This is a genomic window from Streptacidiphilus carbonis (genome assembly GCF_000787775.1).
GTDB lineage: Bacteria > Actinomycetota > Actinomycetes > Streptomycetales > Streptomycetaceae > Streptacidiphilus > Streptacidiphilus carbonis.
In genome coordinates this window covers 157,403-177,733 of record NZ_BBPM01000009.1, presented here as the reverse complement: position 1 = coordinate 177,733, position 20,331 = coordinate 157,403, and the positions used below count along the sequence as shown (strand labels likewise).

22 protein-coding genes are annotated in these 20,331 nt (G+C 72.4%); 9 read left to right on the top strand and 13 right to left on the bottom strand.

Going from position 1 to position 20,331, the window contains the following annotated elements; all coding sequences use genetic code 11:
- Positions 1-22: 22 nt before the first annotated feature.
- The 4 genes from TR46_RS10040 to TR46_RS10025 form a co-directional block, all read right to left on the bottom strand.
- On the bottom strand, positions 23-1,132 hold the full coding sequence (locus tag TR46_RS10040) for a Gfo/Idh/MocA family protein (RefSeq protein ID WP_042397020.1): 1,110 nt from the start codon (positions 1,130-1,132) through the stop codon (positions 23-25).
- Positions 1,129-1,884, bottom strand: coding sequence for a sugar phosphate isomerase/epimerase family protein (locus TR46_RS10035; protein WP_042397017.1), 756 nt, complete (start codon positions 1,882-1,884; stop codon positions 1,129-1,131). Before TR46_RS10035 ends, TR46_RS10040 begins: the two co-directional genes overlap by 4 nt.
- 84 nt (positions 1,885-1,968) lie before the next feature.
- Complete coding sequence (locus TR46_RS10030; RefSeq protein ID WP_042397014.1) at positions 1,969-2,889, bottom strand: sugar phosphate isomerase/epimerase family protein; 921 nt, start codon at positions 2,887-2,889, stop codon at positions 1,969-1,971.
- Positions 2,886-4,016, bottom strand: coding sequence for a Gfo/Idh/MocA family protein (locus tag TR46_RS10025; RefSeq protein ID WP_042397012.1), 1,131 nt, complete (start codon positions 4,014-4,016; stop codon positions 2,886-2,888). Before TR46_RS10025 ends, TR46_RS10030 begins: the two co-directional genes overlap by 4 nt.
- Before the next feature lie 124 nt (positions 4,017-4,140).
- Between TR46_RS10025 and TR46_RS10020 the strand changes: the two genes are divergently transcribed.
- The gene (locus TR46_RS10020) at positions 4,141-5,319 is read left to right on the top strand and encodes an ROK family transcriptional regulator (RefSeq protein ID WP_042397010.1); all 1,179 of its coding nucleotides are present in this window, start codon (positions 4,141-4,143) and stop codon (positions 5,317-5,319) included.
- Between the two features lie 383 nt (positions 5,320-5,702).
- Positions 5,703-7,442, top strand: coding sequence for a cholesterol oxidase substrate-binding domain-containing protein (locus tag TR46_RS10015; RefSeq protein WP_052432678.1), 1,740 nt, complete (start codon positions 5,703-5,705; stop codon positions 7,440-7,442).
- A 43-nt stretch (positions 7,443-7,485) separates the two neighbouring features.
- On the opposite strand, the gene TR46_RS10010 is transcribed toward TR46_RS10015, so the two are convergent.
- Entirely contained in the window at positions 7,486-7,911 is a 426-nt protein-coding gene (locus TR46_RS10010) for a nitroreductase/quinone reductase family protein (RefSeq protein WP_052432677.1), read from the bottom strand.
- Positions 7,912-8,046: 135 nt separating this feature from the next.
- Here TR46_RS10010 and TR46_RS40875 point away from each other — a divergent pair, with 135 nt between their 5' ends.
- Together TR46_RS40875 and TR46_RS10005 are read left to right on the top strand one after the other, a co-directional pair.
- Entirely contained in the window at positions 8,047-8,187 is a 141-nt protein-coding gene (locus TR46_RS40875) for a hypothetical protein (RefSeq protein ID WP_201776385.1), read from the top strand.
- 125 nt (positions 8,188-8,312) lie between these two features.
- Entirely contained in the window at positions 8,313-9,263 is a 951-nt protein-coding gene (locus TR46_RS10005; protein ID WP_042397007.1) for a threonine/serine dehydratase, read from the top strand.
- A gap of 9 nt (positions 9,264-9,272) precedes the next feature.
- Here TR46_RS10005 and TR46_RS10000 read toward each other — a convergent pair whose 3' ends face one another.
- Complete coding sequence (locus TR46_RS10000) at positions 9,273-10,787, bottom strand: MFS transporter (protein ID WP_042397005.1); 1,515 nt, start codon at positions 10,785-10,787, stop codon at positions 9,273-9,275.
- 109 nt (positions 10,788-10,896) lie between these two features.
- On the opposite strand from TR46_RS10000, the gene TR46_RS09995 reads away from it, so the two are divergent.
- The gene (locus TR46_RS09995) at positions 10,897-11,274 is read left to right on the top strand and encodes an MmcQ/YjbR family DNA-binding protein (RefSeq protein WP_042397000.1); all 378 of its coding nucleotides are present in this window, start codon (positions 10,897-10,899) and stop codon (positions 11,272-11,274) included.
- 26 nt (positions 11,275-11,300) lie between these two features.
- Here the strand turns inward: TR46_RS09995 and paaE are convergent, their stop codons facing one another.
- From paaE to paaA, 5 genes are read right to left on the bottom strand one after another with little or no spacing between them, the layout of a single operon-like run.
- A complete protein-coding gene (gene paaE / locus TR46_RS09990; RefSeq protein ID WP_042396996.1) occupies positions 11,301-12,446 on the bottom strand; it encodes a 1,2-phenylacetyl-CoA epoxidase subunit PaaE in 1,146 nt (381 codons plus the stop codon).
- Positions 12,446-12,994: a 1,2-phenylacetyl-CoA epoxidase subunit PaaD gene (gene paaD, locus TR46_RS09985; RefSeq protein WP_042396994.1), complete on the bottom strand. Its 549-nt coding sequence runs from the start codon at positions 12,992-12,994 to the stop codon at positions 12,446-12,448. The genes paaE and paaD overlap by 1 nt, the downstream gene beginning before the upstream one ends.
- Positions 12,988-13,824, bottom strand: a complete 837-nt coding sequence (gene paaC, locus TR46_RS09980) for a 1,2-phenylacetyl-CoA epoxidase subunit PaaC (RefSeq protein ID WP_042396992.1) — start codon at positions 13,822-13,824, stop codon at positions 12,988-12,990. The genes paaD and paaC overlap by 7 nt, the downstream gene beginning before the upstream one ends.
- 23 nt (positions 13,825-13,847) lie before the next feature.
- Positions 13,848-14,135: a 1,2-phenylacetyl-CoA epoxidase subunit PaaB gene (paaB, locus tag TR46_RS09975; RefSeq protein WP_042396989.1), complete on the bottom strand. Its 288-nt coding sequence runs from the start codon at positions 14,133-14,135 to the stop codon at positions 13,848-13,850.
- Positions 14,132-15,118 (bottom strand): 1,2-phenylacetyl-CoA epoxidase subunit PaaA, encoded by a 987-nt coding sequence (gene paaA / locus TR46_RS09970; protein ID WP_042396987.1) that lies wholly within the window; start codon positions 15,116-15,118, stop codon positions 14,132-14,134. The genes paaB and paaA overlap by 4 nt, the downstream gene beginning before the upstream one ends.
- Positions 15,119-15,217: 99 nt before the next feature.
- Here paaA and paaI point away from each other — a divergent pair, with 99 nt between their 5' ends.
- The 4 genes from paaI to TR46_RS09950 all read left to right on the top strand — a co-directional run bounded on the left by paaI (position 15,218) and on the right by TR46_RS09950 (position 18,085).
- Complete coding sequence (gene paaI / locus TR46_RS09965) at positions 15,218-15,655, top strand: hydroxyphenylacetyl-CoA thioesterase PaaI (RefSeq protein ID WP_042396985.1); 438 nt, start codon at positions 15,218-15,220, stop codon at positions 15,653-15,655.
- Positions 15,652-17,010, top strand: a complete 1,359-nt coding sequence (gene paaK, locus TR46_RS09960; protein WP_042396984.1) for a phenylacetate--CoA ligase PaaK — start codon at positions 15,652-15,654, stop codon at positions 17,008-17,010. The genes paaI and paaK overlap by 4 nt, the downstream gene beginning before the upstream one ends.
- An 80-nt stretch (positions 17,011-17,090) precedes the next feature.
- Positions 17,091-17,405, top strand: a complete 315-nt coding sequence (locus TR46_RS09955; protein WP_042397157.1) for a VOC family protein — start codon at positions 17,091-17,093, stop codon at positions 17,403-17,405.
- Positions 17,406-17,554: 149 nt separating this feature from the next.
- Positions 17,555-18,085: a hypothetical protein gene (locus TR46_RS09950; protein WP_201776383.1), complete on the top strand. Its 531-nt coding sequence runs from the start codon at positions 17,555-17,557 to the stop codon at positions 18,083-18,085.
- Positions 18,086-18,111: 26 nt separating this feature from the next.
- Here TR46_RS09950 and TR46_RS09945 read toward each other — a convergent pair whose 3' ends face one another.
- Positions 18,112-18,903 carry an NAD-dependent epimerase/dehydratase family protein gene (locus TR46_RS09945; RefSeq protein ID WP_042396979.1) on the bottom strand — a complete coding sequence of 264 codons (792 nt, stop codon included), beginning with the start codon at positions 18,901-18,903 and terminating at the stop codon, positions 18,112-18,114.
- Positions 18,900-20,330, bottom strand: a complete 1,431-nt coding sequence (locus tag TR46_RS09940) for a glycoside hydrolase family 28 protein (protein ID WP_052432676.1) — start codon at positions 20,328-20,330, stop codon at positions 18,900-18,902. Before TR46_RS09940 ends, TR46_RS09945 begins: the two co-directional genes overlap by 4 nt.
- Position 20,331: the final 1 nt, after the last annotated feature.

The following is a 20,331-nucleotide window of genomic DNA, read 5'->3' as shown; positions in this document are numbered from 1 at the left end:
AACCCGCAGCCGAAAGCGGGCCTCAGCCCAGGGTGGCCTCCAACGGCGACCAGGTCTCCGGCAGCGCCTCCGGCGCCTCGCAGCGGGAGCTGACCCCGCGAAACGCCCCGGCGGCCGCGGAGTCGGTGACCGCGGCCATGGTCTCCAGCACGTGCTGGGCCAGTTCGCCCGAAGCCCGGTGCGGGCGCTCCGCCCGCAGCGCGCGGGCCATGTCCAGGACTCCGATGCCGCGTCCGGCCGTGGTCCCGCCGACCGGCAGTTCGCGCCAGTCCTCGTCGGCGCCGCCGCGCACCCGCAGCACACCGTCGAAGGTGTTGGGGTCGGGGATCTCCAGGGTGCCCTCGGTGCCGGTGACCTCGAACTGGATCCGGGGCAGCGCCGAGTCGAAGCTGAAGGTGGTGGCCGCCGTGGCGCCGCGTTCGAAGTCGAGCAGCGCGGTGACGTGCGTGGGCACCTCGACCGTGAAGCCGGTGCCGGCCCGCGGCCCCGAACCGATGACCCGTTCGGCCCGGCCCTGCCTGGCCGTGGCCGCGACCTGGGACACCGGCCCCAGCAGCGCGACCAGTGCGGTGAGGTAGTAGGGCCCCAGGTCGAACAGCGGCCCTGCGCCGTACTGGAACAGGAACTCGGGGCTGGGGTGCCAGCGTTCGGGGCCGAAGTTCATCACCGCGGTGTTCGCCGCGACCGGCGTGCCGATGGCGCCTGCGGCGATGGCCCGCAGGGCGCTCTGCAGACCCGCGCCGAGGAAGGTGTCGGGAGCGCTCCCGACCCGCAGGCCGCGACCGGCCGCGTCGGCGAGCAGCTTCTCGCCCTCGACCGGGTCCAGCGCGAGCGGCTTCTCGCCGTAGACGTGCTTGCCTGCCTCCAGCGCGGCCCGCGCCACCGCGGCGTGGGCGGCCGGGATCGTCAGGTTGACGACCAGCTCGACCTCGGGCCGCGCGAGCACGGAGTCCAGGTCCCCGGAGAACGGGACCCCGTACTCCTCGGCCGCGGTCCGGGCCCGCTCGGTGTCCAGGTCGGCGATACCGACGACCTGGACGTCCGGGAAGGTGGTGAGGTTCTTCAGGTACTGGGTGCTGATCACGCCCGCGCCGACCAGGGCGACGCCGACGGGTCCGGAGCGGGTTGTCATGCCTGGGCCTCCAGGGCGGTGAGGTAGCGGCGGCTGGCCGCGACGGCCTCGATGATGTCGGTGGCGCAGCTGTCGAGCTCGACGATGCGCCAGGCGTGGGCCGGGGCGGCGGCGAGGATCTCCGGGACCGGCATGGCGCCGGCGCCGACCGCGGTGTGCGGCTCGCCCTTGACGATCGGTCCGTCCTTGATGTGCAGCGCCTTCACCCGGTCGCCGAGACCTCCGAGGACGGCCGGGACGTCGGCGCCGCCGACCGCGGCCCAGTAGGTGTCGACCTCCAGGAAGACCCGCGGGTCGAGCAGGTCGGCCAGGGCCTCCAGGGCGTGACGGTCGTTCACCATCGGCTCGAACTCCCACCAGTGGTTGTGGTAGCCGAGCTGCAGCCCGTGTCCCGCGGCGCGCTCGGACAGGGAGTTGAGCCGGTCCGCGGCTCGGGCCAGGCCCTCGGTGCCGGTGAAGTCCTCCTGGTCGATGCCGGCCGGGACGATGACCAGCTCGGTGCCGAGCACCGCGGCGGCGTCGAACACCGCGTCGGCCTCGGTCTCGGTGCCGAGCAGGTCCATGGCGTGGACGCTGGAGACGGACAGGCCGAGGTCGTCGGCGACCTTGCGGAAGCCGAGCGGGTCATCGGTGGGCCGGAAGGGCTCCACCGCGCCGAAGCCGGCTTCGGCGATCCGGCGCAGCACGCCGTCACGGTCGTCGGCGATCAGCTCTCGGACGGAGTACAGCTGGACGGAGAGGGGGTGGGACATCTCTGGTGCGCTCCTCGGGACACAGTGACGGATGGAGTGTGGGCCGCTCGGATCCGGGTTGTTGACGCTACGACCGGGCCGGGCTCAGTCGACGATCAGCGGGCGCAGCGTGCGGTGGGCGACGATCAGGCCCTGCTTGACCTTCTCCTCGGTGCCGCCCCAGACCGGGTCCTCGTGCTCGACCGAGAGCGTCCCGGTGAAGCCGCCCTCGTAGAGGGTGTCGACCACGGCGCGCCAGTCGACGTCGCCGAGGCCGGGCACGCGGTAGCGCCACCAGCCCACGTCCCAGGGGTTGTCGCGCTCCAGGGTCTTGCCGAAGAACCCGTAGCGGCCGCGGGCGCGCGGGTCCAGCTGGGCGTCCTTCGCCTGGGCGTGCGGGATCCGGTCGACGTAGGGCCGCAGCGCCTCGACCGGGTCGATGCCGAGCCACATCAGGTGGGAGGGGTCGTAGTTGAGGTAGAAGCCGAGCGAGAACATCCACTCCCAGAGTTCCGGGGAGTAGGCGAGGTTGCCCGGGTAGCCGTCCGGATGCCAGCCCTCCATCACGCAGTTCTCGATGATGAGCTTGACGCCGCGTTCGGTGGCGTAGTCGACCAGCGGCGGCAGCACCTTGTCGCCGACGGCGACGTTCTCCTTGACCGAGCGCCCGGGGTCGCGGCCGATGAAGGTGCCCACGTAGGGGACGCCCAGCAGTGCGGCGGCGTCGATATTGCGGCGCAGGTGCTCGGCGATCTCGGCGCGGCGCCTCTCGTCGGGGTGCAGGTTGTTCTCGTAGTAGGCGAAGGCGGAGATCTCCACGCCGTGCTGGTCGAACAGCGCCTTGACCCGCTCTGCGCCGTCCTGGTCCAGGGCGGCGACGTCGAGGTGGCTGGCCTCGAAGTCGCGCGACCCGGTGGAGGGCCAGGTGGCCACCTCCAGTGCGTCGTAGTCGTGGGCGGCGGCCCAGGGGACGATCTGCTCCAGGGTCAGCTGGGGCAGGCAGGCGGTCAGGAATCCCAGCTTCATGCGTGTACCTCGGTCCAGGAACGGGAGTCGGCGGAGGCGAGTACCGCGTCGGTGAGAGCGGCGGTGCGGGCGGCGTCGGCGAAGCCGGGGTGGCGGGGCTCGCCCCCGCGTACGGCGTCGTGCACATCGCGGACGAAGGCGGCGAAGCAGTCGGCGTAGCCGAGCGGGTGGCCGGGGGGAAGGGTGGACAGCCGGGCCGCGTCCGGTGCCAGCAGTGCGGCGTCGCGGCTGAGCACCTCGGTGCTCTCCCGGCGGCCGAGCAGCAGCGTCTCCGGCTTCTCCTGGTCGAAGGTCACGCTGGCCCCGGCCGCGTCGACCTCCAGCCAGAGCCGGTTCTTGCGGCCGGGCGAGACCTGGGAGACCAGCAGCGAACCGGTGGCGCCCTGGTCGGTGCGGAACAGCAGGTGCGCGGCGTCCTCGGTGGCGACGGCCTCGGTGGCGACGGCGCCACCGGCGGCGGGCGCCGTGAACGTGCCGCTCATGGCCGCGCTGCGCTCGCCGTGGACGGTGGCGGTGGAGGCGACCAGTTCGGTGATCCGGTGACCGGTGATCCACTCGGCCAGGTCGCACCAGTGCGAGCCGATGTCGGCGAAGGCCCTGGACGGTCCTCCGGCCACCGGGTCCACCCGCCAGTTGCTGTCGGCCGGGTCGGCGAGCCAGTCCTGCAGGTAGTGGCCGTGCAGCAGGTGCACCGGGCCGAGCGCCCCGGACCGCACCCGGGCCCGGGCCTCGGCGGCCATCGGGTGGTAGCGGTAGACGAACGGCACCGCCGTTACCACGCCCTGCCCGGAGGCGAGCCGGGTCAGCTCCGCGGCCTCGGCCGCCGAGGTCGCCAGCGGCTTCTCGCAGACCACGTGCTTGCCGGCCCGCAGGGCGAGCTCGGCCAGCGGCCGGTGCAGCCCGTTCGGCGTGCAGATGTGCACGACGTCGACCTCGTCGCTGACGACCAGGTCCTCGGAGGTGTCGAAGGCGCGCTCGGCGCCCAGTTCGGCGGCGGCGGCCTTGCCGCGCTCCGGGGTGGAGGCGGAGACACCGACCAGTCGGGCCCCCGCCCGTCGGACGGCGTCCGCGTGGACCCGGGCGACCATGCCTGCTCCGGCGATGGCGACCCGGAGTTGACCGTGCATCACAGCGCGGCTCCTTTCCGATCAGTCAGAACCGTAATCCCGCTGCTATCCGCTTGACAATGACGTGATTTACGCTAACTTCTGGCATAAATAGCAGGCCGAGCGGACGGTGCGGGTGGGACGGATGAGCACGATCGACGCGCGGCAGTACACGGCGCTGAGCGAGGTGGCCCGGCTGGTGGCCGCCGGGACGGCCGGGACCAGGAGCGCCCTCGCCACCGCGACCGGGATGTCCAGGGCCACCGTCTCGCAGCGGGTGGACACCCTGATCGGGGCCGGGCTGCTGCTGGACGGCGAGCCGACGAGTGCGGCACGCGGCCGCCCGCCGCTGACCCTGCGGCTCAACCCGCTGACCGGCGCGGTCTGCGCGGTGGACCTGGGCGCCACCCACTGCCGGGTGCTGCTCACCGACCTCGGCGGCGCCCCGCTGGCCGAGAGCGCCGCCGGCATCGACATCGGCGAGGGCCCGGGGCCGATCCTGGCCCGGGTCGACACCATGCTGCGGGCCCTGCTGGAGCAGAGCGGACGCAAGACCTCCGACGTCCGGGCGATCAGCGTGGGCGTGCCGGGACCGGTGGACTTCGCCACCGGCACCCCGGTCCGCCCGCCGATCATGCCGGGCTGGGACGGATACCCGGTGCCCGCCTTCTTCGCCGAGGGCTACGACGCCCCGGTCCTGGTCGACAACGACGTGAACCTGATGGCGCTCGGCGAGTACGCACACCGCCGCGCCGTCCAGCACCTGCTCTACGTCAAGGTCGGCACCGGCATCGGCTGCGGCATCGTCTCCAACGGCGAACTGCACCGGGGCGCGGCCGGGGCGGCCGGCGACATCGGCCATGTCCGGGTCCCCGGCCACGAGGACGTGCCGTGCCACTGCGGCAACACCGGCTGCATCGAGGCGGTCGCCTCCGGCGGGGCGCTGGTCGCGGCACTGCGCGAGGCCGGCTGCGAGGTGCACACCACCCGGGACGTGGTCCGGCTCAGCAGCGAGGGAAACGCCCTGGCCCGGCGCCAGGTCCGGCTGGCCGGACAGCGGCTCGGCGAGGTGCTGGCCACCGCGGTGAGCTTCCACAACCCGGACCTGATCGTCCTCGGCGGCAGCCTGGCCGAACTGCACGAGGACCTGCTCGCGGAGATCCGCGGTGTCGTCTACCGGCGGGCGCTGCCGCTGGCGACCCGCAGCCTGGCCATCGAGACCTCGCTGCTGGCCGGCCGGGCCGGGGTCGAGGGCGCCAGCCGGCTGGCACTGCGGCACCTGCTCTCCCCCACCGGGCTGGCCCGGCTGCTCGGCGACCGCTGACCGGCGGCCGTTGACCAGCGCCCGCCGGCCCGCGACCGCTGACCCGCGACCGCCAACCTGCGTGGCCTTGCAAGTTAACTGACGGGTAATCAGATCTGACGCACCGTCATTGACTTCTCGCGGTCAGGGACGGATCCTCTCCCCACCGCACCGCCGCGGCCCTCCGACCGGCACCCGGGACCACCGGACCGGACCGCCGCCCGAAGTGCGCCACCACCACCGCAGTTCCACGATCCAAGGTGTCACGGAGTGCCCGCACCGCCTCCGTGCTGGACGCGCGTCCGCGCGGCCCCCAGCGCTCCGCACAGCGCCCCCACGCTGATTCCGCACGCCCTCCACCGCTCGGACGGGCATGCCCAACCTCTCTGCGGAGGTTTCTCGTCATGGGTTCATCCGATCAGCCGAACCGTCTGTCCCGCCGCACCTTTCTCGGCGCCGCCGGCGCCACCGCCGCGCTCTCCGGCCTCACCTGGACACCCGCGTTCAGGGTCACCCCCGCCGAGGCCGACACCGCGGCCCCGCCCTCCTTCCCCAGCGGGATCAGCGTCTACCAGCAGGCCTGGACCAACTGGTCCGGGGAGATCGTGCTCAGCCCGCAGTGGACCTGCGCGCCGGCCACCCCCGCCGATGTGGTCACCCTCGCCAACTGGGCCCACGCCCAGGGCTGGAAGCTGCGCGCCAAGGGCATGGGCCACGGCTGGTCCCCGCTGCTGGAGCCGAGCGGCGCCACCGGCGACATCCTGCTGGTCGACACCACCCAGCACCTCACCGCCGTCACCGTCAACAGCGGCAGCCCGGCCAGTGTCACCGCCCAGGCCGGCATCACCATGCTCAACCTGCTGACCGCACTGGAGAACGCGGGCTACGGGCTCACCCACACCCCCGCCCCCGGCGACCTCAGCCTGGGCGGCGTGCTGGCCATCGACGGCCACGGCAGCGCGGTCCCGGCCAGCGGCGAGACGCTTACCGCCGGGCACACCTTCGGCTCCGTCAGCAACCTGGTCACCTCGCTGACCGCCGTGGTCTGGGACTCCTTGGCCGGCGCCTACGCGCTCAAGACCTTCCAGCGCAGCGACCCCGACATCGCCGCCTTCCTGGTCCACCTCGGCCGGGCCTTCGTCACCGAGGCCACCCTGCGCATCGGCGCCAACGTCCGGCTGCGCTGCCAGAGCACCTACACCACCAATGTCGGCACTTTGTTCGCCCCGCCGGCCTCGGCCGGCTCCAGCTCGTTCGCCGCGCTGGTCGACAGGAGCGGGCGGGTGGAGACCATCTGGTTCCCGTTCACCACCGTGCCCTGGCTCAAGGTCTGGTCGGTGACCCCCAGCAAGCCGCTGTTCTCCAAGGAGAACGACAGCCCGTTCCCCTTCACCTTCGCCGACTCGGTGAACTCCCAGGAGTCCTCGCTGATCGCCCAGATCGTCGGCGGGGACGTCTCGGTCACGCCGACCTTCGAGAACCTGGAGATGAGCATCGTCGGCTCCGGGCTGATCGTCACCGGCACCTGGGACATCTGGGGCTGGGCCAAGAACTCGCAGCTCTACGTCAGGCCGACCACGCTGCAGGTCACCGCGAACGGCTACGCCATCCTCTGCGCCCGGTCCGACGTACAGCGGGTGGTCAGCGAGTTCTACACACACCTGAACAACGCCCTGACGACCTATCAGAACAAGGGCCAGTACCCGATGAACGGCCCCTGGGAGGTCCGGGTCACCGGCCTGGACAACGCCGCCGACTGCGGGGTCCCCGGCGCGGTCCAGCCACTGCTCAGCGCGGTGCGACCGCGGCCGGACCACCCGGGCTGGGACACCGCGGTGTGGATGGACCTGCTGACCATCCCCGGCACCCCGCAGTCCCAGCAGTTCTACCGCGAGACCGAGCAGTGGGTGCTCTCCAACTACACCGGCAACTACGCCGCGGTCCGCCCCGAGTGGTCCAAGGGCTGGGCCTACTCCGGCACCGCCGCCTGGGCCGACTCCACCATCATCAACACCACCGTCCCCGCCGCCTACCGGGCCGGCCAGCCGTCCGGCGGCAACTGGGACACCGCACTGTCGATCCTCGACAAGTACGACCCCAGCCGCATCTACAGCAACACCTTCCTGGACGGCCTGCTGCCGTGAGGCGGTGCGGCCGAGCACGGTGAGGCGGTGCGGCTCGGCGAGGCTATGAGGTGACCGGCGTCAGCACCATGACCGGCAGCGGGCGACCGGCCCTGGCCTGGTGCCGGTCGTAGCCCGAGTAGACCTGGAGGAGCGGGGGCCAGAGCCGCTCCCGCTCCTCCCCCTCGGCCTCGTGGGCGGTCACCACCTGCCGGGTCCGCCGGTACTGGATCGCGCCACCGCCCGACGCGAGCAGGTTGAAGTACCAGCCCGGGCGACTGGCCGCGCCGTTGTCGGAGGCGACCACCACATACCGTCCGCCGTCGCGCAGGAACACCAGCCCGCTGACCCGGCGCTCGCCGGTCCTCCGCCCGACCGTGGTCAGCAGCAGGATCGGCTGCCCGAACCACCAGGCGCCGAGGACGCCGCCGGTGGCCCGGTAGAGGGTGTTGCAGGCCGTCAGCACCGGCCTGCTGGTCAGGATCCGCACAACCGGGGGCCGCCCTTCGTCCGGTCGCAATGCCGCGTAGCGCATCCGCGTACCGCGTCATACGCACGGCCAGTATGGCCGCCGGAGGCCCGCGAACCCCTCGACCGGGGCGCGGGTCTCGTCCACACTCGTCGGATGGCCTCTCCCCGCGCTGTCCTGCTCGACTCCGGTCGTGTGCTGATCCGGCCGAAGGGCGGCTGCTGGAATCCGCGCGCGGACTTCGAGGAGACCGTCCTCGACCGTCACCCGGAGGTGCGCGCCGCTCCGGGACGGTGAGCCGGACGGCGTCGTGGCGGGTGTGCCGTCGTCGATCGCGCAATTGGGCGACCTGCTCGGCCTGGTCTGAGCGGCGTACGGTACCGGGTACAGGTCCGTCAGCGCTCAACAGGGGGATTGGTCACATGCCGCAGCAGCAACTCGCCTACACCGACGTCAAGGCCGCCGCCGACCGGATCGCCGGGCGGGTCAGGCCGGTGGCCGTGGTGTCGATGGACGAGTTCGACCAGGGGCCCTTCGAGGTGTCGTTGGCGCTGGAGTACATGCAGCACACCGGCTGCTTCAAGGCGCGCGGCGCGCAGAACTTCCTGCTGGCCCACCGCGAGGCGGGGACCCTGCGGGACGCGGGGGTCACCATCGCCTCGGGCGGCAACGCCGGCCTCGCCTGCGCCTGGGCCGCGGGCCAGCAGGGGGTGCCGGCCACGGTGTTCCTGCCCGCGAACGCCCCGACGGTGAAGGTGGAGCGGCTGCGCTCCTACGGCGCGGACGTCCAGTTGGTCGGCCGGGAGTACGCGCAGGCCCTGCAGGCCTGCGAGGAGTTCACGGTGCGGACCGGCGCACTCGCCTCGCACGCCTACGACCATCCGCTGATCGCCGCAGGTGCGGGGACCCTGGTCGACGAGATCCTGGTGCAGAACCCCCGGCTGGACACCATCGTGGTGGTGGCCGGCGGCGGCGGGCTCTTCGCCGGCGTCGCCACCGCGGCCCGGCACCACGGCCTGCGCACGGTGGTCGCCGAGCCGGAGAACTGCCGCGCCCTGAACGCCGCGCTGGAGGCGGGACACCCGGTGGACACCCCCGCCGACTCCATCGCGGCGGACTCCCTCGGCGCCCGCCGCGCCACCGCACTGGCGGTCGCCGCCGCACAGTACGAGGGCGCGCACAGTGTCCTGGTCACCGACGACCAGATCATCGCCGCCCGCCGCGCGCTCTGGCGCGACCGCCGCGTGGCCGTCGAACACGGCACCGCAGCAGCCCTGGCCGCACTCACCACCGGCGCCTATACCCCCGCTGAGGGGGAACGGGTCTGCGTCGTGCTCTGCGGCGCGAACACGTCCCTGGGCGACCTGGCATAGCGGACCCGATCAGTGTTCCGCAGCCGGGCGGGTCGCGGCCAGTAGCGGGCCGGTGGTTCCTCCGGCCGGGGTGGTCGACAGGGCCCGGTGCCGGAGCAGGGTGGCGGCGAGCACGGCGAGCAGGCCGGTGCCGGCTGCGGCGAGGAAGGCCAGGGTGTAGCCGTGGTCGGTGTAGACGATCGCGTCGGCGGGCTGCTTGGCGGCGAGGTTGGCGTTGAGCACCGCGGTGAGGACGGCCAGGGCGAGTGCGGTGCCGAGGTCGCGGGCGATGCCGTTGATGCCCTCGCTGACGGCGGTGCGGTCCGGCGGCACTGCCTCGGCCACCTGGCTCATCGTCGCCAGCGGGTAGAGCGCGAAGGCGATGCCGTAGACGGCGGTCCAGGCGAGGATCTCCCAGGTGTGGCCATGGGCCAGACCGAGCAGCAGCAGCGCGGCGGTGAGGGGGACGGTCGCGGCGACCAGGGTGGCCCTCGACCCCAGGGCCCGTACCAGTGCGCCGCCGAGCAGCCCCGCCAGGATCGCGGTGATGCCGTAGGGCAGCATGTAGCGGGCGGCGCCGATGGCGTCCAGGCCGAAGCCGTAGTGGACGCCGAGCGAGCGCGGGGTCTCCAGCATCTGCGGGACCAGGAAGGCGAAGCCGCAGACCGAGAAGGCGCACAGCAGGGTGGCCAGCACCGGCAGCCGCATCTGCGGTCCGGCCACCACCCGGACGTCCACCAGCGGGTGGTCGCTGCGCAGCGCGTGCGGCACGAACACCGCGACCGCCGCCGCGCCGCCGGTCAGGCAGGCCAGCGTGGCGGCTGCGGTCCAGCCCCATCCCTGGCCCTCCGTGATGCCGAGCAGGACCAGCCCGGTGCCGCCGCCGAGCAGTAGGCAGCCCAGCAGGTCCAGCCGCTGCGGCAGCCGCACCGGGGATTCCGGGACGATGAAGGCGAAGGCCGCGGCGAGCACGGTGACGGCGATGAAGCTGAACCAGAACACGCTGCGGAACCCGTAGGCGTCGATCAGCGCTCCGCCGACGAAGGGCCCGATGATCGCGGACACGCCCAGGCCGACCGAGATCAGTCCGAAGCCGAAGGGCACCAGCGGCGCCGGCAGGATGTCACGCAGCAGCCCGTACATCACCGCGATCATGGCGAGCGAGATGCCCTGCAGCACCCGGCCGGCCAGCAGCAGCGGGAAGCTGGTGGCGAGGGCGCAGAGCAGCGAGCCGACAGCGAAGAGCGTGCTGACGACCAGGATGGTCTTCTTCTTGCCGTAGAGGTCGCCGAGCTTGCCGACCGGCGACTCGCAGACCACTCCGGTGAGGCTGACGATGGTGAGCACCCAACTGAGGCTGGAGGTGTGGAACACCGGGACCATGTAGCGGACGGCCGGGTAGACCAGCGTCAGTTCCAGCGGGATGACCAGGGAGAGCAGCAGCACGGCCGTGAGGATCACGACCAGGCGCGGGGACCATCCGGCTGCGGGCTCGGCCGACGGTATCGCCTCGGCCGGTTGCTGAGGTTCGTGGGGATCGGTCATCGCTGCCTCCCGGGCACGCCTCGGATTCGGCGTTCACCAGGCAGGCTAGAAATTATCTGACGGGCCGTCAATAAATCTTGCACGGTCCGCCATGGGGCAGACTGGCCCCATGACTCCCGACACCCTCAAGGCCTTCTGCCTCGGCCTCAACGGATCCGTCGAGACCTTCCCGTTCAGCCCGGAGCTGTCGGTGTTCAAGGTCGGCGGCAAGGTCTTCGCGCTCACCGATCTGGCCGGCGAGCCGTTGAAGGTGAGCCTGAAGTGCGATCCCGAGCTCGCCGTCCAACTGCGCGAGCAGTACCCGGCGATCGTGCCGGGGTGGCACCTCAACAAGCGGCACTGGAACACCGTCACCCTCGACGGATCCGTACCGGACGCGCTGCTGCGGGAGCTGGTCGAGGACTCCTACGACCTGATCGTCACCCAGCTCCCGCGCAGGCAGCAACTGGCCCTGGACTGGCCGGGCGCGCGCCGCGCCGGCGGCTAGCCGGCAGCGCCGCGACACCCGGCGGGTCAGCTGTCGTAGTCGACCGTCAGGGTGTCCGAGACCGGGTAGCTCTGGCAGGTCAGCACATAGCCGGCGGCGACCTCGGAGGGTTCCAGGGCGAAGTTGCGGCGCATCTCGGCCTCGCCGTCGACCACCAGCGCGCGGCAGGTGCCGCAGACTCCGCCCTTGCAGGCGAAGGGGAGGTCGGGGCGGGACCGCTGGGCGCTGTCCAGGATGCTGCGGTCGCGCGGCAGCACGGCGCAGGTGCTGCGTCCGTCCAGGATCAGGGTGGCGGTGGAGACCGGGCCCTTGGAGGCGGCGTCGCTGTGGCGCAGCGGGGTGACCGGTTCCTCCTCGGCGTAGAAGAGCTCGCGGTGGAGACGGTCCGTGGGGACGCCCAGTCCGGTGAGCAGCTCGCGGGCGGCGGTGACCATGCCGAGCGGGCCGCAGAGCCACCAGTGGTCCACGGACTCCACCTCGACCAGCGCGTCCAGCAGCGCGGCGAGCCGGTCCGGGTCGAGCCGGCCGGAGAGCAGTTCGGCCTCTCGCGGCTCCCGGGACAGGACGTGGGCCAGCTGGAAGCGATTCGGGTGACGGTCCTTCAGGTCGGCCAGGTCGTCGGCGAACATGACCGTGTCGCTGCGCCGGTTGCCGTAGAGCAGGGTGACCGTGGAGACCGGGTCGGCGGCGAGCACCGCGGAGGCGATCGACACCATCGGGGTGATCCCGGAGCCCGCCGCGATCAGGACGTGGCGACCGGGGGTGGTGAGGTCCGGGGTGAAGGCGCCGGTGGGCTCCATCACCTCGACCGAGTCGCCCGGGCGCACCTCGTTCACCAACCAGGACGAGAAGATCCCGGTGGGGACGGTGCGGACGCCGATCCTGGGCGCGCCGCCCGCGAGCGAGCAGATCGAGTAGGAGCGGCGCTCGTCGCGCCCGTCGACGGTGCGGCGCAGGGTCAGCGACTGCCCAGGGGCGAATGCGAAGGCGTCCGCGAGGTGGTCGGGGACGGCGAAGGTGACGGCGGCGGCGTCCTCACACAGCGGTTCGACCGAGGCGATCCGCAGCGTGTGGAAGGCCGGGCGGCGGCGGGTCGGGGCGGCCGGGTTTGTGGCGGCTGGGTCTTCGGCGGCTGGGGCTGCGCCGGTGGCTGCCGTGGCGGGGGCCGTCATCAGATCTCCTTGACGTGCTCGAAGGGCTCGCGGCAGGCGCGGCAGCGCCACAGCGCCTTGCAGGCGGCGCCGGAGAAGCGCGAGGTCTCCTCGGTGTCCGTGGAGCCGCAGCGGGGGCAGGGCAGGGACGGCCTGCGGGTGAACAGGACCAGCGGGACCGGGCCGGACGGCGCGCGCGGCGCGCTTCCGGGCGGGGCGATGCCGTGCTCGGCGAGGGTGCGCCGGGCTGCCGGGGTGATCCAGTCGGTGGTCCACGGCGGGTCCAGTACGGTGCGGATGCGCACATCGGCGAAGCCGGCGGCGCGCAGTCGTCGGTCCACCTCGGCCCGCATCTCGGCCATCGCCGGGCAGCCGGAGTAGGTGGGCGTGAGCGTCGCCGTGAGGGTCCGGTGCTCGGTGTCGATCTCGACGCCGCGGAGTACCCCGAGGTCGGCGAGGGTGAGCATGGGCAGCTCGGGGTCGGGGACGGCGCCGGCCACCCGGCGGGCCAGGTCCAGGTCCAGATCCTGGTCCGGGCTGGTGGTGAGGTCTCGGGCGGTGGTCACCATGTCGCCCCTGGGTGCGCCCTGGCCACGCTCTGCAGCTCGGCGAGGAGCGGGGCGAGGTGCTCGGTGTGCTCGCCGTCGCGGCCGGAGCCGGGGGCGGCTGCCGTCTGTGCAAGGACCAGCCCCGCGCTGTCGGCGACCTGCCGCAGCACCGGTTCGACCTGCTCACGGACGTCCTCGGCGGCGAACAGCTCGTCCAGGTACGGCGCAACCGCCTCCAGGGCCTGCTGCATCCTGCGGTGCGACTCCTCGGTGCCGTCGCCCAGCCGGACCACCCACTCGGCGGCGTAGAGGCGGTGGTAGGCCAGCTCCTTGACGCCCTTGGCGGCGACCGCGGCCAGCACCGGGTCCGTCGCCGTCCCGGCCAGACGCTCGAACACCGCCAGCCGCCAGGCCGACAGCACCAGCAGCCGGACCACGCACTCGGCGAAGTCGCCGTTGGGCAGCTCGGCGAGACGGACGTTCCGGAAGGCCCCGGCGTCGCGGCGGTAGGCGTAGTCGTCCTCGCCGCGGCCGCTGCCGTCCGTCTGTCCGGCCCGGGTGTAGAGCAGCCGGGTCTGGCCGAGCAGGTCCAGGCCGATGTTGGCCAGCGCCAGCTCCTCCTCCAACTCCGGCGCCCTGGTGCACCACTGCGCCAGCCGCTGGGCCAGCACCAGCGCGTCGTCGCCGAGCGCGAGGCAGCGCGCGGCCAGCGCGGCGCCGTCGACGCCGGGCGGCAGCGCGGTGTCGGTGCCGTGCAGCGGGTCCTCGAAGCCGGTGCCGAAGGCCCAGTGCGCCTCGTCGCCCTCGTGCACCTCGGCGAGGCCGAGGTAGGCGTTGTCGTCGTCGCTCACGTGGTTCTCCTGGATGCGCGGGACTAGATGTGCGGGACGTCGGCGGGGATGTCGTAGAAGGTGGGGTGGCGGTACACCTTGTCACCGCTGGGGGCGAAGAAGGGATCCTTCTCGTCCGGTGTGGAGGCGGTGATCGCGGAGCTGCGGACCACCCAGATGCTCACGCCCTCGTTGCGCCGGGTGTAGAGGTCCCGGGCGTGGGTGAGCGCCATCCGGTCGTCGGCGGCGTGCAGCGAGCCGACGTGGACGTGGTTGAGGCCGCGCTTACCGCGCACGAAGACCTCGTAGAGGGGCCAGTCGGGGTTGCTCATGCCGGTGCTCCTTCTTCTCGTCGCTGCGCCTGCTTGGCCGCGTGCGCCGCGGCGGCTTCGCGTACCCAGGCGCCCTCCTCGTGCGCCGCCCGGCGCCGGGACACCCGTTCGGCGTTGCGCGGGCCGTCGCCGGAGATCACCCGCTGCAGTTCGGTCCAGTCGGGGGTGCCGAAGTCGTGGCGGCCGCGCTCCTCGTTCCAGCGCAGCTCGGGGTCGGGCAGCGCCACTCCCAGCCGCTCGGCCTGAGGGACCGTCATGTCGACGAAGCGCTGCCGCAGTTCGTCGTTGGAGTGGCGCTTGATCTTCCAGGCGGTGGACTGCGCGGAGTTGGGCGAGTCGCCGTCCGGCGGACCGAACATCATCAGCGAGGGCCACCACCAGCGGTCCACCGCTTCCTGCACCATGGCCCGCTGGGCCTCGGTGCCGGCCATCATGGTCAGCAGCAGTTCGTAGCCCTGGCGCTGGTGGAAGGACTCCTCCTTGCAGACCCGCACCATGGCCCTGGCGTAGGGGCCGTAGGAGCTGCGGCACAGCGGCACCTGGTTGCAGATCGCGGCGCCGTCCACGAACCAGCCGATGACGCCGACGTCGGCGAAGGTCTCGGCCGGGTAGTTGAAGATCGACGAGTACTTCTGCCGGCCCTCGATCAGCCGCTGGGTGAGGTCGGCCCGGTCCGCGCCCAGGGTCTCGGCGGCCGAGTAGAGGTAGAGGCCGTGCCCGGCCTCGTCCTGCACCTTGGCGAAGAGGATCGCCTTGCGGCGCAGCGAGGGGGCGCGGGTGATCCAGTCGCCCTCCGGCTGCATGCCGATGATCTCCGAATGGGCGTGCTGCGCGATCTGCCGGACCAGGGTCCGCCGGTAGCCGTCCGGCATCCAGTCCCGGGGCTCGACCCGCTGGTCCCGGGCGATGGTGTCGTCGAAGTGCTGCTGCAGCGGGTCTGCGGGTCCGGCGGGGTCCGCCGGTGCAGCCGGTGCTGTCGTCATCGTTGCCCTCGTCCCTTGACAGCCGTTTGCGGGGCTGGATTACTTGACCTCACCATCACGCTAACCGAATGTTCGGTCGGGAGACAAGGAGAGGTCGGAATGCCATCCACCAGATCCGCCGCGCAGGGCCCCGCCCAGCTGATGTTCGCCGCCGACCAGGCCTCCCGGGGACTCGGGATCGAGCTGCTGGAAGCCGGTGCGGGCGAGGCGGTACTGCGGATGGCGGTCACCCCCGCCATGGTCAACGGGCACGGCACGGCCCACGGCGGCTACCTGTTCCTGCTGGCCGACACCGCCTTCGCCTGCGCCTGCAACAGCCACGGCCCGGCGACGGTGGCGGCGGCCGCCGACATCGACTTCGTCGCCCCGGCCCGCGAGGGCGACCTGCTGGTGGCGACCGCCAGGGAACGCACCCGTTTCGGTCGCAGCGGGATCTACGACGTCACGGTCCGACGAGAGGGCGGCGAGCTGATCGCGGAGTTCCGCGGGCGCAGCCGTACGCTGCGGACCGGTACCGGTGAGGAGAGCACAGCATGAGCACCAGCAGTCGTCCGAGTGGTCCTTCGGACCGGCACCTGGGCGAGCCGCTGCCCGAGGAACTGCTGGACCCGGGCGAGCGGCTGACCGGCCCCGAGCTGCGGGATCTGCAGCTCCGACGGCTGCGGCAGACCCTGCGGCTGGCCTACGACCAGGTGGAGCTGTACCGGAAGAAGTTCGACGCGGCCGGGGTCTCCCCCGACGACTGCCACAGCCTCGCCGACCTGGCGCGCTTCCCCTTCACCACCAAGGCCGACCTGCGCGACACCTACCCGTTCGGCATGTTCGCCGTGCCGATGGACCAGGTGCGCCGGATCCACGCCTCCAGCGGCACCACCGGGAACCCGACCGTGGTCGGCTACACCGAGAACGACCTGTCGATGTGGGCCGACATGGTCGCCCGCTCGATCCGCGCGGCCGGCGGCCGCCCCGGGCACAAGGTGCACATCTCGTACGGCTACGGCCTGTTCACCGGCGGCCTGGGCGCGCACTACGGCGCGGAGCGGGCCGGCTGTACGGTGATCCCCGCCTCGGGCGGGATGACGGCACGTCAGGTGCAGATCATCCAGGACTTCCGCCCCGAGATCATCATGGTCACCCCCTCGTACATGCTCACCCTGCTGGACGAGTTCGAACGGCAGGGCATCGACCCGCGGTCCACGTCCCTGCGGATCGGCATCTTCGGCGCGGAGCCCTGGACCGAGGAGATGCGCCGCGAGATCGAGCAGCGACTGGACCTGCACGCGGTGGACATCTACGGCCTGTCGGAGGTCATCGGCCCGGGTGTGGCGCAGGAGTGCGTGGACACCAAGGACGGCCTGCACATCTGGGAGGACCACTTCTACCCGGAGGTGGTGGACCCGCTGACCGACGAGGTGATGGCCGAGGGCGCCGGCGGCGAGCTGGTGTTCACCTCGCTCACCAAGGAGGCACTGCCGATCGTCCGCTACCGCACCCGCGACCTCACCCGGCTGCTCCCCGGCACCGCGCGGCCCGCCTTCCGGCGGATGGAGAAGGTCACCGGCCGCTGCGACGACATGATCATCCTGCGCGGGGTCAATGTCTTCCCCAGCCAGATCGAGGAGATCGTGCTGCGGACCCCGGGCGTGGCCCCGCACTTCCAGGTCCGGCTCACTCGCGAGGGCCGTCTGGACCGTATGACCGTCCGCGCCGAGGCCCGCCCCGACGCCACCCCCGACGCCCGGGCCGCCGCCGCATCCGCCATCGCCCGCGCCGTCAAGGACGGCGTGGGCGTCACCGTCGAGGTCGAGATCACCGACCCGGACACCCTGGAACGCTCGGTCGGCAAGATCCGCCGCATCGTCGACCAAAGGGGTTCGACAGCGGCGGGCTGAGGCAACAGGCTGAGGAGGGCGCCACGGGAACCAGGGTGTGCCCGACGCCGACCCCGTTCCCCGACGCAGGGCAGGAGCCCATGAGCGACACGAACGCGCTCCGACTGACTCTGTTGGTGCTGTACACGCCCCGCATGGACGAGTGCCGCGCCTTCTACACGAGCCTCGGTCTGGCGTTCACCGCCGAGCAGCACGGCCAAGGCCCCCAGCACTTCGCCGCGGTCCTCGCCGACGGCTCGGTCCTCGAGCTCTACCCGGCCCGTCCCGGCCGCCGTACCGAGGCCCTGAGGCTGGGTCTGGCTGTTGAAGGAAGCGCCGCCAATCCACCTTTGGACGCCGGGCGGCACCTGGTCGTGGACCCCGACGGCAGGACCGTGGAGGTCCAGGCCAGTTGAAAGGGCAGAGTGGGGGGATGGATGAGTCGATCGGGGCGCGGCTGCGGAATGTGTACTGGATCGGGGGTGGGAGTGGGGCCGGGAAGTCGACCGTGGCGCGGGAGCTCGCGGCTCGGTTTCGGATGACGGTGTATTCCACGGATGATGCGATGGCGGACCATGTCGGACGGAGCTCGGCCGTGGACGCGCCCTGTCTGGAGGCCTTCAAGGCCATGGACATGGACGAGCGCTGGGTGAACCGGTCGCCGGAGGTGATGCTGGAGACCTTCCACTGGTTCCGGGGCGAGGGGTTCGGGCTGATCGTCGAGGACCTGCTGCGGATGCCGGCGGAGGCCGGGGTGGTCGTGGAGGGCTTCCGGCTGCTGCCGCGGCTGGTCGAGCCGCTGCTCGCCGAGCGGCGGCGGGCCGTCTGGCTGCTGCCCACTCCCGGGTTCCGGCGGGCCGCGTTCGACAGTCGGGGCACGACCTGGGACATCGCGCGCCGGACCAGCGATCCGGTGCGGGCTTTGGACAACCGGCTCGCGCGGGACGGGATGTTCACCGAGCGGCTGCGTGCGGAGGTGGATCGGCTCGGCCTGCCCGCCGTCGAGGTCGGTGCCGGGACCGGCGCGGGCGGGCTGGCCGAGCGAGTCGCGCGGATGCTGGGGTTGGCAGGGACTACGCCGCCGGGACCCGGGTGATGAGGCGGCCGGCGAGGTCGCCGCGGTCACCAGATGCCGACCGCCGCCTTCCCGCCGGCGTAGCGGGCGTCCGGGTCGTGCGGCGGCAGCGGGCCCTGTTCGGCGAGGAGCCGCGGTGCGAAGGCCTCGGCGTCGTCCTGCGGGGCGTAGCCGAGGGCGCGGGCGGTGCCCAGGTCCCACCAGGCGCGGGTGTTGGCCGAGATCCCGTACAGCACGGCGTGTCCGAAGGACGGGGCCCGGAGCAGGGCGTCGACCAGGCGGACCGCGTCGTCGGGGCTGAGCCAGGTGGCCAGCGCGCGGACGGTCGGCGGTTCGTCGAAGCAGCTGCCGATGCGGACGCTGGCCACGTCCATGCCGTACCGGTCGGCGTAGTAGGAGCCGAGTGCCTCGCCGAAGGCCTTGGTGACGCCGTAGAGCGAGTCCGGACGCGGCGCGAGGTCCGCCGCCAGCGGGGCGCCGCTCTCGTGGAAGCCGACGGCGTGGTTGCTGCCGGCGTAGACGATCCGAGGGACCCCGGCCCGGCGGGCGGCCTCGAACACCTGGTGGACGCCGTCGATGTTGGCCCGCCGCAGCGCGTCGAAGTCCGCCTCGCCGGGGATCCCGGCCAGGTGCACCACGGCGCTGACGCCCCGACAGGCCTGTTCCAGGGCGGCCGACGACGCCGGGTCGGCGATGTCGGCGAGCGTCCACCGCAGGCCGTCCGGCGCGGCCGGCGCGGCCAGGTCCAGGCAGCGCGGCTGCCAGCCGAGCGGGGGCAGCCCGGCCCGGAGGTAGCTGCCGATCCGCCCGGCCGCGCCGGTGAGGAGGACCTCCGTCACTGGGGCACTCCGTCGATCACCACATTGCTGAGCTCCAGGTCGGTGACATAGGTGGCGACATTGGCCTTGGTCAGCGCGCCGTCGACGGTGATGTCGCTGAGCCTGACCGTGCCGACCGGGTCGGTGGCGTAGCCGACGACGTTCCAGCCCTGGGTGGCGGCGGCGACCGTCCAGTGGCTGAGGTTGATGTCGGTGACGGTCGGCGGATAGGTGCCGGTGTTGCCCTCGCCGTAGGTGTAGTCGATGAGCAGCAGCGGGCCGCCGATGGCGCTGACGTCCACCCGGTAGACATTGCTGTTCTCGATGAAGCCGCCGCGCACCGAGTTGGTCTTCAGCCGGTGGCCCGACTGCAGCCCGGTGCTGGTCATCGTCAGGTCGCGGGCGTAGACGTTGCGCACCCCGCCGGTCATCTCGCTGCCGATGGTGATGCCGCCGTGGCCGTTGGCGAAGGTGGTGTTCTGCACCACGATGTTCTGGCTGGGGATGTTCAGCCTGCGGCCGTCGGTGTTGCGGCCGGACTTGATGGCGATGCAGTCGTCGCCGACGTTGATGTTCGCGCCGTCGATGAGGACGCCGTCGCAGCACTCGGGGTCGATGCCGTCGGTGTTGGGGCCGGTGGAGGCGATGGTGACGCCGTGCACGGTGACGTCCTGGCTGAGGGTGGGGTGCAGGTGCCACATCGGGGAGTTGCGGAAGGTGACGCCCTCGATCAGCACCCGCTCGCAGCGGTAGGGCTCGATGAAGGTCGGCCGGAAGTGGTAGAGCGTGCCGTCGCGCTGGGCGACCGGCAGTCCGGCGTTGACGGTGGCCTCGAAGACGGCGAAGTCCAGGTCGCCCTGGGCCTTCCAGGCCCACCAGTTGGCGGTGGAGGCCTGGCCGTCGAGCACCCCGCTGCCGGTGACGGCGATGTCGTGCTGCTCGAAGGCGTAGATCAGCGGCGAGTAGTTCATCAGCTCGATGCCCTGCCAGCGGCTGAACACGGTGGGCAGGTAGGCGGCCGGGTCGGTGGAGAAGAGCAGCGTGGAGCCGGCTTCCAGATGCAGTTCGACCCGGGAGAGCAGATGGATCGGGCCGGTGGCCCACTCCCCCGCCGGGACGGTGACGACGCCGCCGCCGCGCCGGTTGGCGGCCTTGACGGCGGCGTCGATGGCGGCGGTGTTGGCCGCGGCGGTGTCGGCGGCTCCGCCGGGGACCGCGCCGTAGCGGGTGATCGGGAAGGACCGCCGGGGGATGCTGGGGCGGCGGATGGAGCGGACGATGCGGTCGGCCGCGCGGTCGGCCGTCCGGTCCGTGCTGCGCGGGGTTTCGGCCGGGCCCGCGGCGGAGGCGGTGCCGCCTAGGGCGGCGGTGGCCGCGGCGGCCCCGCCCAGGGCGATGGCGGCGCTGAGGAGCTGACGGCGGCTCGGGGTTGGCTGACGCATGGTCATG

Excerpts from the sequence above, each read along its gene's own strand:
- TR46_RS10040 (WP_042397020.1), bottom strand. The coding sequence starts at position 1,132 with ATGACAACCCGCTCCGGACCCGTCGGCGTCGCCCTGGTCGGCGCGGGC.
- TR46_RS10035 (WP_042397017.1), bottom strand. The coding sequence starts at position 1,884 with ATGTCCCACCCCCTCTCCGTCCAGCTGTACTCCGTCCGAGAGCTGATC.
- TR46_RS10030 (WP_042397014.1), bottom strand. The coding sequence starts at position 2,889 with ATGAAGCTGGGATTCCTGACCGCCTGCCTGCCCCAGCTGACCCTGGAG.
- TR46_RS10025 (WP_042397012.1), bottom strand. The coding sequence starts at position 4,016 with ATGCACGGTCAACTCCGGGTCGCCATCGCCGGAGCAGGCATGGTCGCC.
- TR46_RS10020 (WP_042397010.1), top strand. The coding sequence starts at position 4,141 with ATGAGCACGATCGACGCGCGGCAGTACACGGCGCTGAGCGAGGTGGCC.
- TR46_RS10015 (WP_052432678.1), top strand. The coding sequence starts at position 5,703 with ATGGGTTCATCCGATCAGCCGAACCGTCTGTCCCGCCGCACCTTTCTC.
- TR46_RS40875 (WP_201776385.1), top strand. The coding sequence starts at position 8,047 with ATGGCCTCTCCCCGCGCTGTCCTGCTCGACTCCGGTCGTGTGCTGATC.
- TR46_RS10005 (WP_042397007.1), top strand. The coding sequence starts at position 8,313 with ATGCCGCAGCAGCAACTCGCCTACACCGACGTCAAGGCCGCCGCCGAC.
- TR46_RS10000 (WP_042397005.1), bottom strand. The coding sequence starts at position 10,787 with ATGACCGATCCCCACGAACCTCAGCAACCGGCCGAGGCGATACCGTCG.
- TR46_RS09995 (WP_042397000.1), top strand. The coding sequence starts at position 10,897 with ATGACTCCCGACACCCTCAAGGCCTTCTGCCTCGGCCTCAACGGATCC.
- paaE (WP_042396996.1), bottom strand. The coding sequence starts at position 12,446 with ATGACGGCCCCCGCCACGGCAGCCACCGGCGCAGCCCCAGCCGCCGAA.
- paaD (WP_042396994.1), bottom strand. The coding sequence starts at position 12,994 with ATGGTGACCACCGCCCGAGACCTCACCACCAGCCCGGACCAGGATCTG.
- paaB (WP_042396989.1), bottom strand. The coding sequence starts at position 14,135 with ATGAGCAACCCCGACTGGCCCCTCTACGAGGTCTTCGTGCGCGGTAAG.
- paaA (WP_042396987.1), bottom strand. The coding sequence starts at position 15,118 with ATGACGACAGCACCGGCTGCACCGGCGGACCCCGCCGGACCCGCAGAC.
- paaI (WP_042396985.1), top strand. The coding sequence starts at position 15,218 with ATGCCATCCACCAGATCCGCCGCGCAGGGCCCCGCCCAGCTGATGTTC.
- paaK (WP_042396984.1), top strand. The coding sequence starts at position 15,652 with ATGAGCACCAGCAGTCGTCCGAGTGGTCCTTCGGACCGGCACCTGGGC.
- TR46_RS09955 (WP_042397157.1), top strand. The coding sequence starts at position 17,091 with ATGAGCGACACGAACGCGCTCCGACTGACTCTGTTGGTGCTGTACACG.
- TR46_RS09950 (WP_201776383.1), top strand. The coding sequence starts at position 17,555 with ATGGCGGACCATGTCGGACGGAGCTCGGCCGTGGACGCGCCCTGTCTG.
- TR46_RS09940 (WP_052432676.1), bottom strand. The coding sequence starts at position 20,330 with ATGACCATGCGTCAGCCAACCCCGAGCCGCCGTCAGCTCCTCAGCGCC.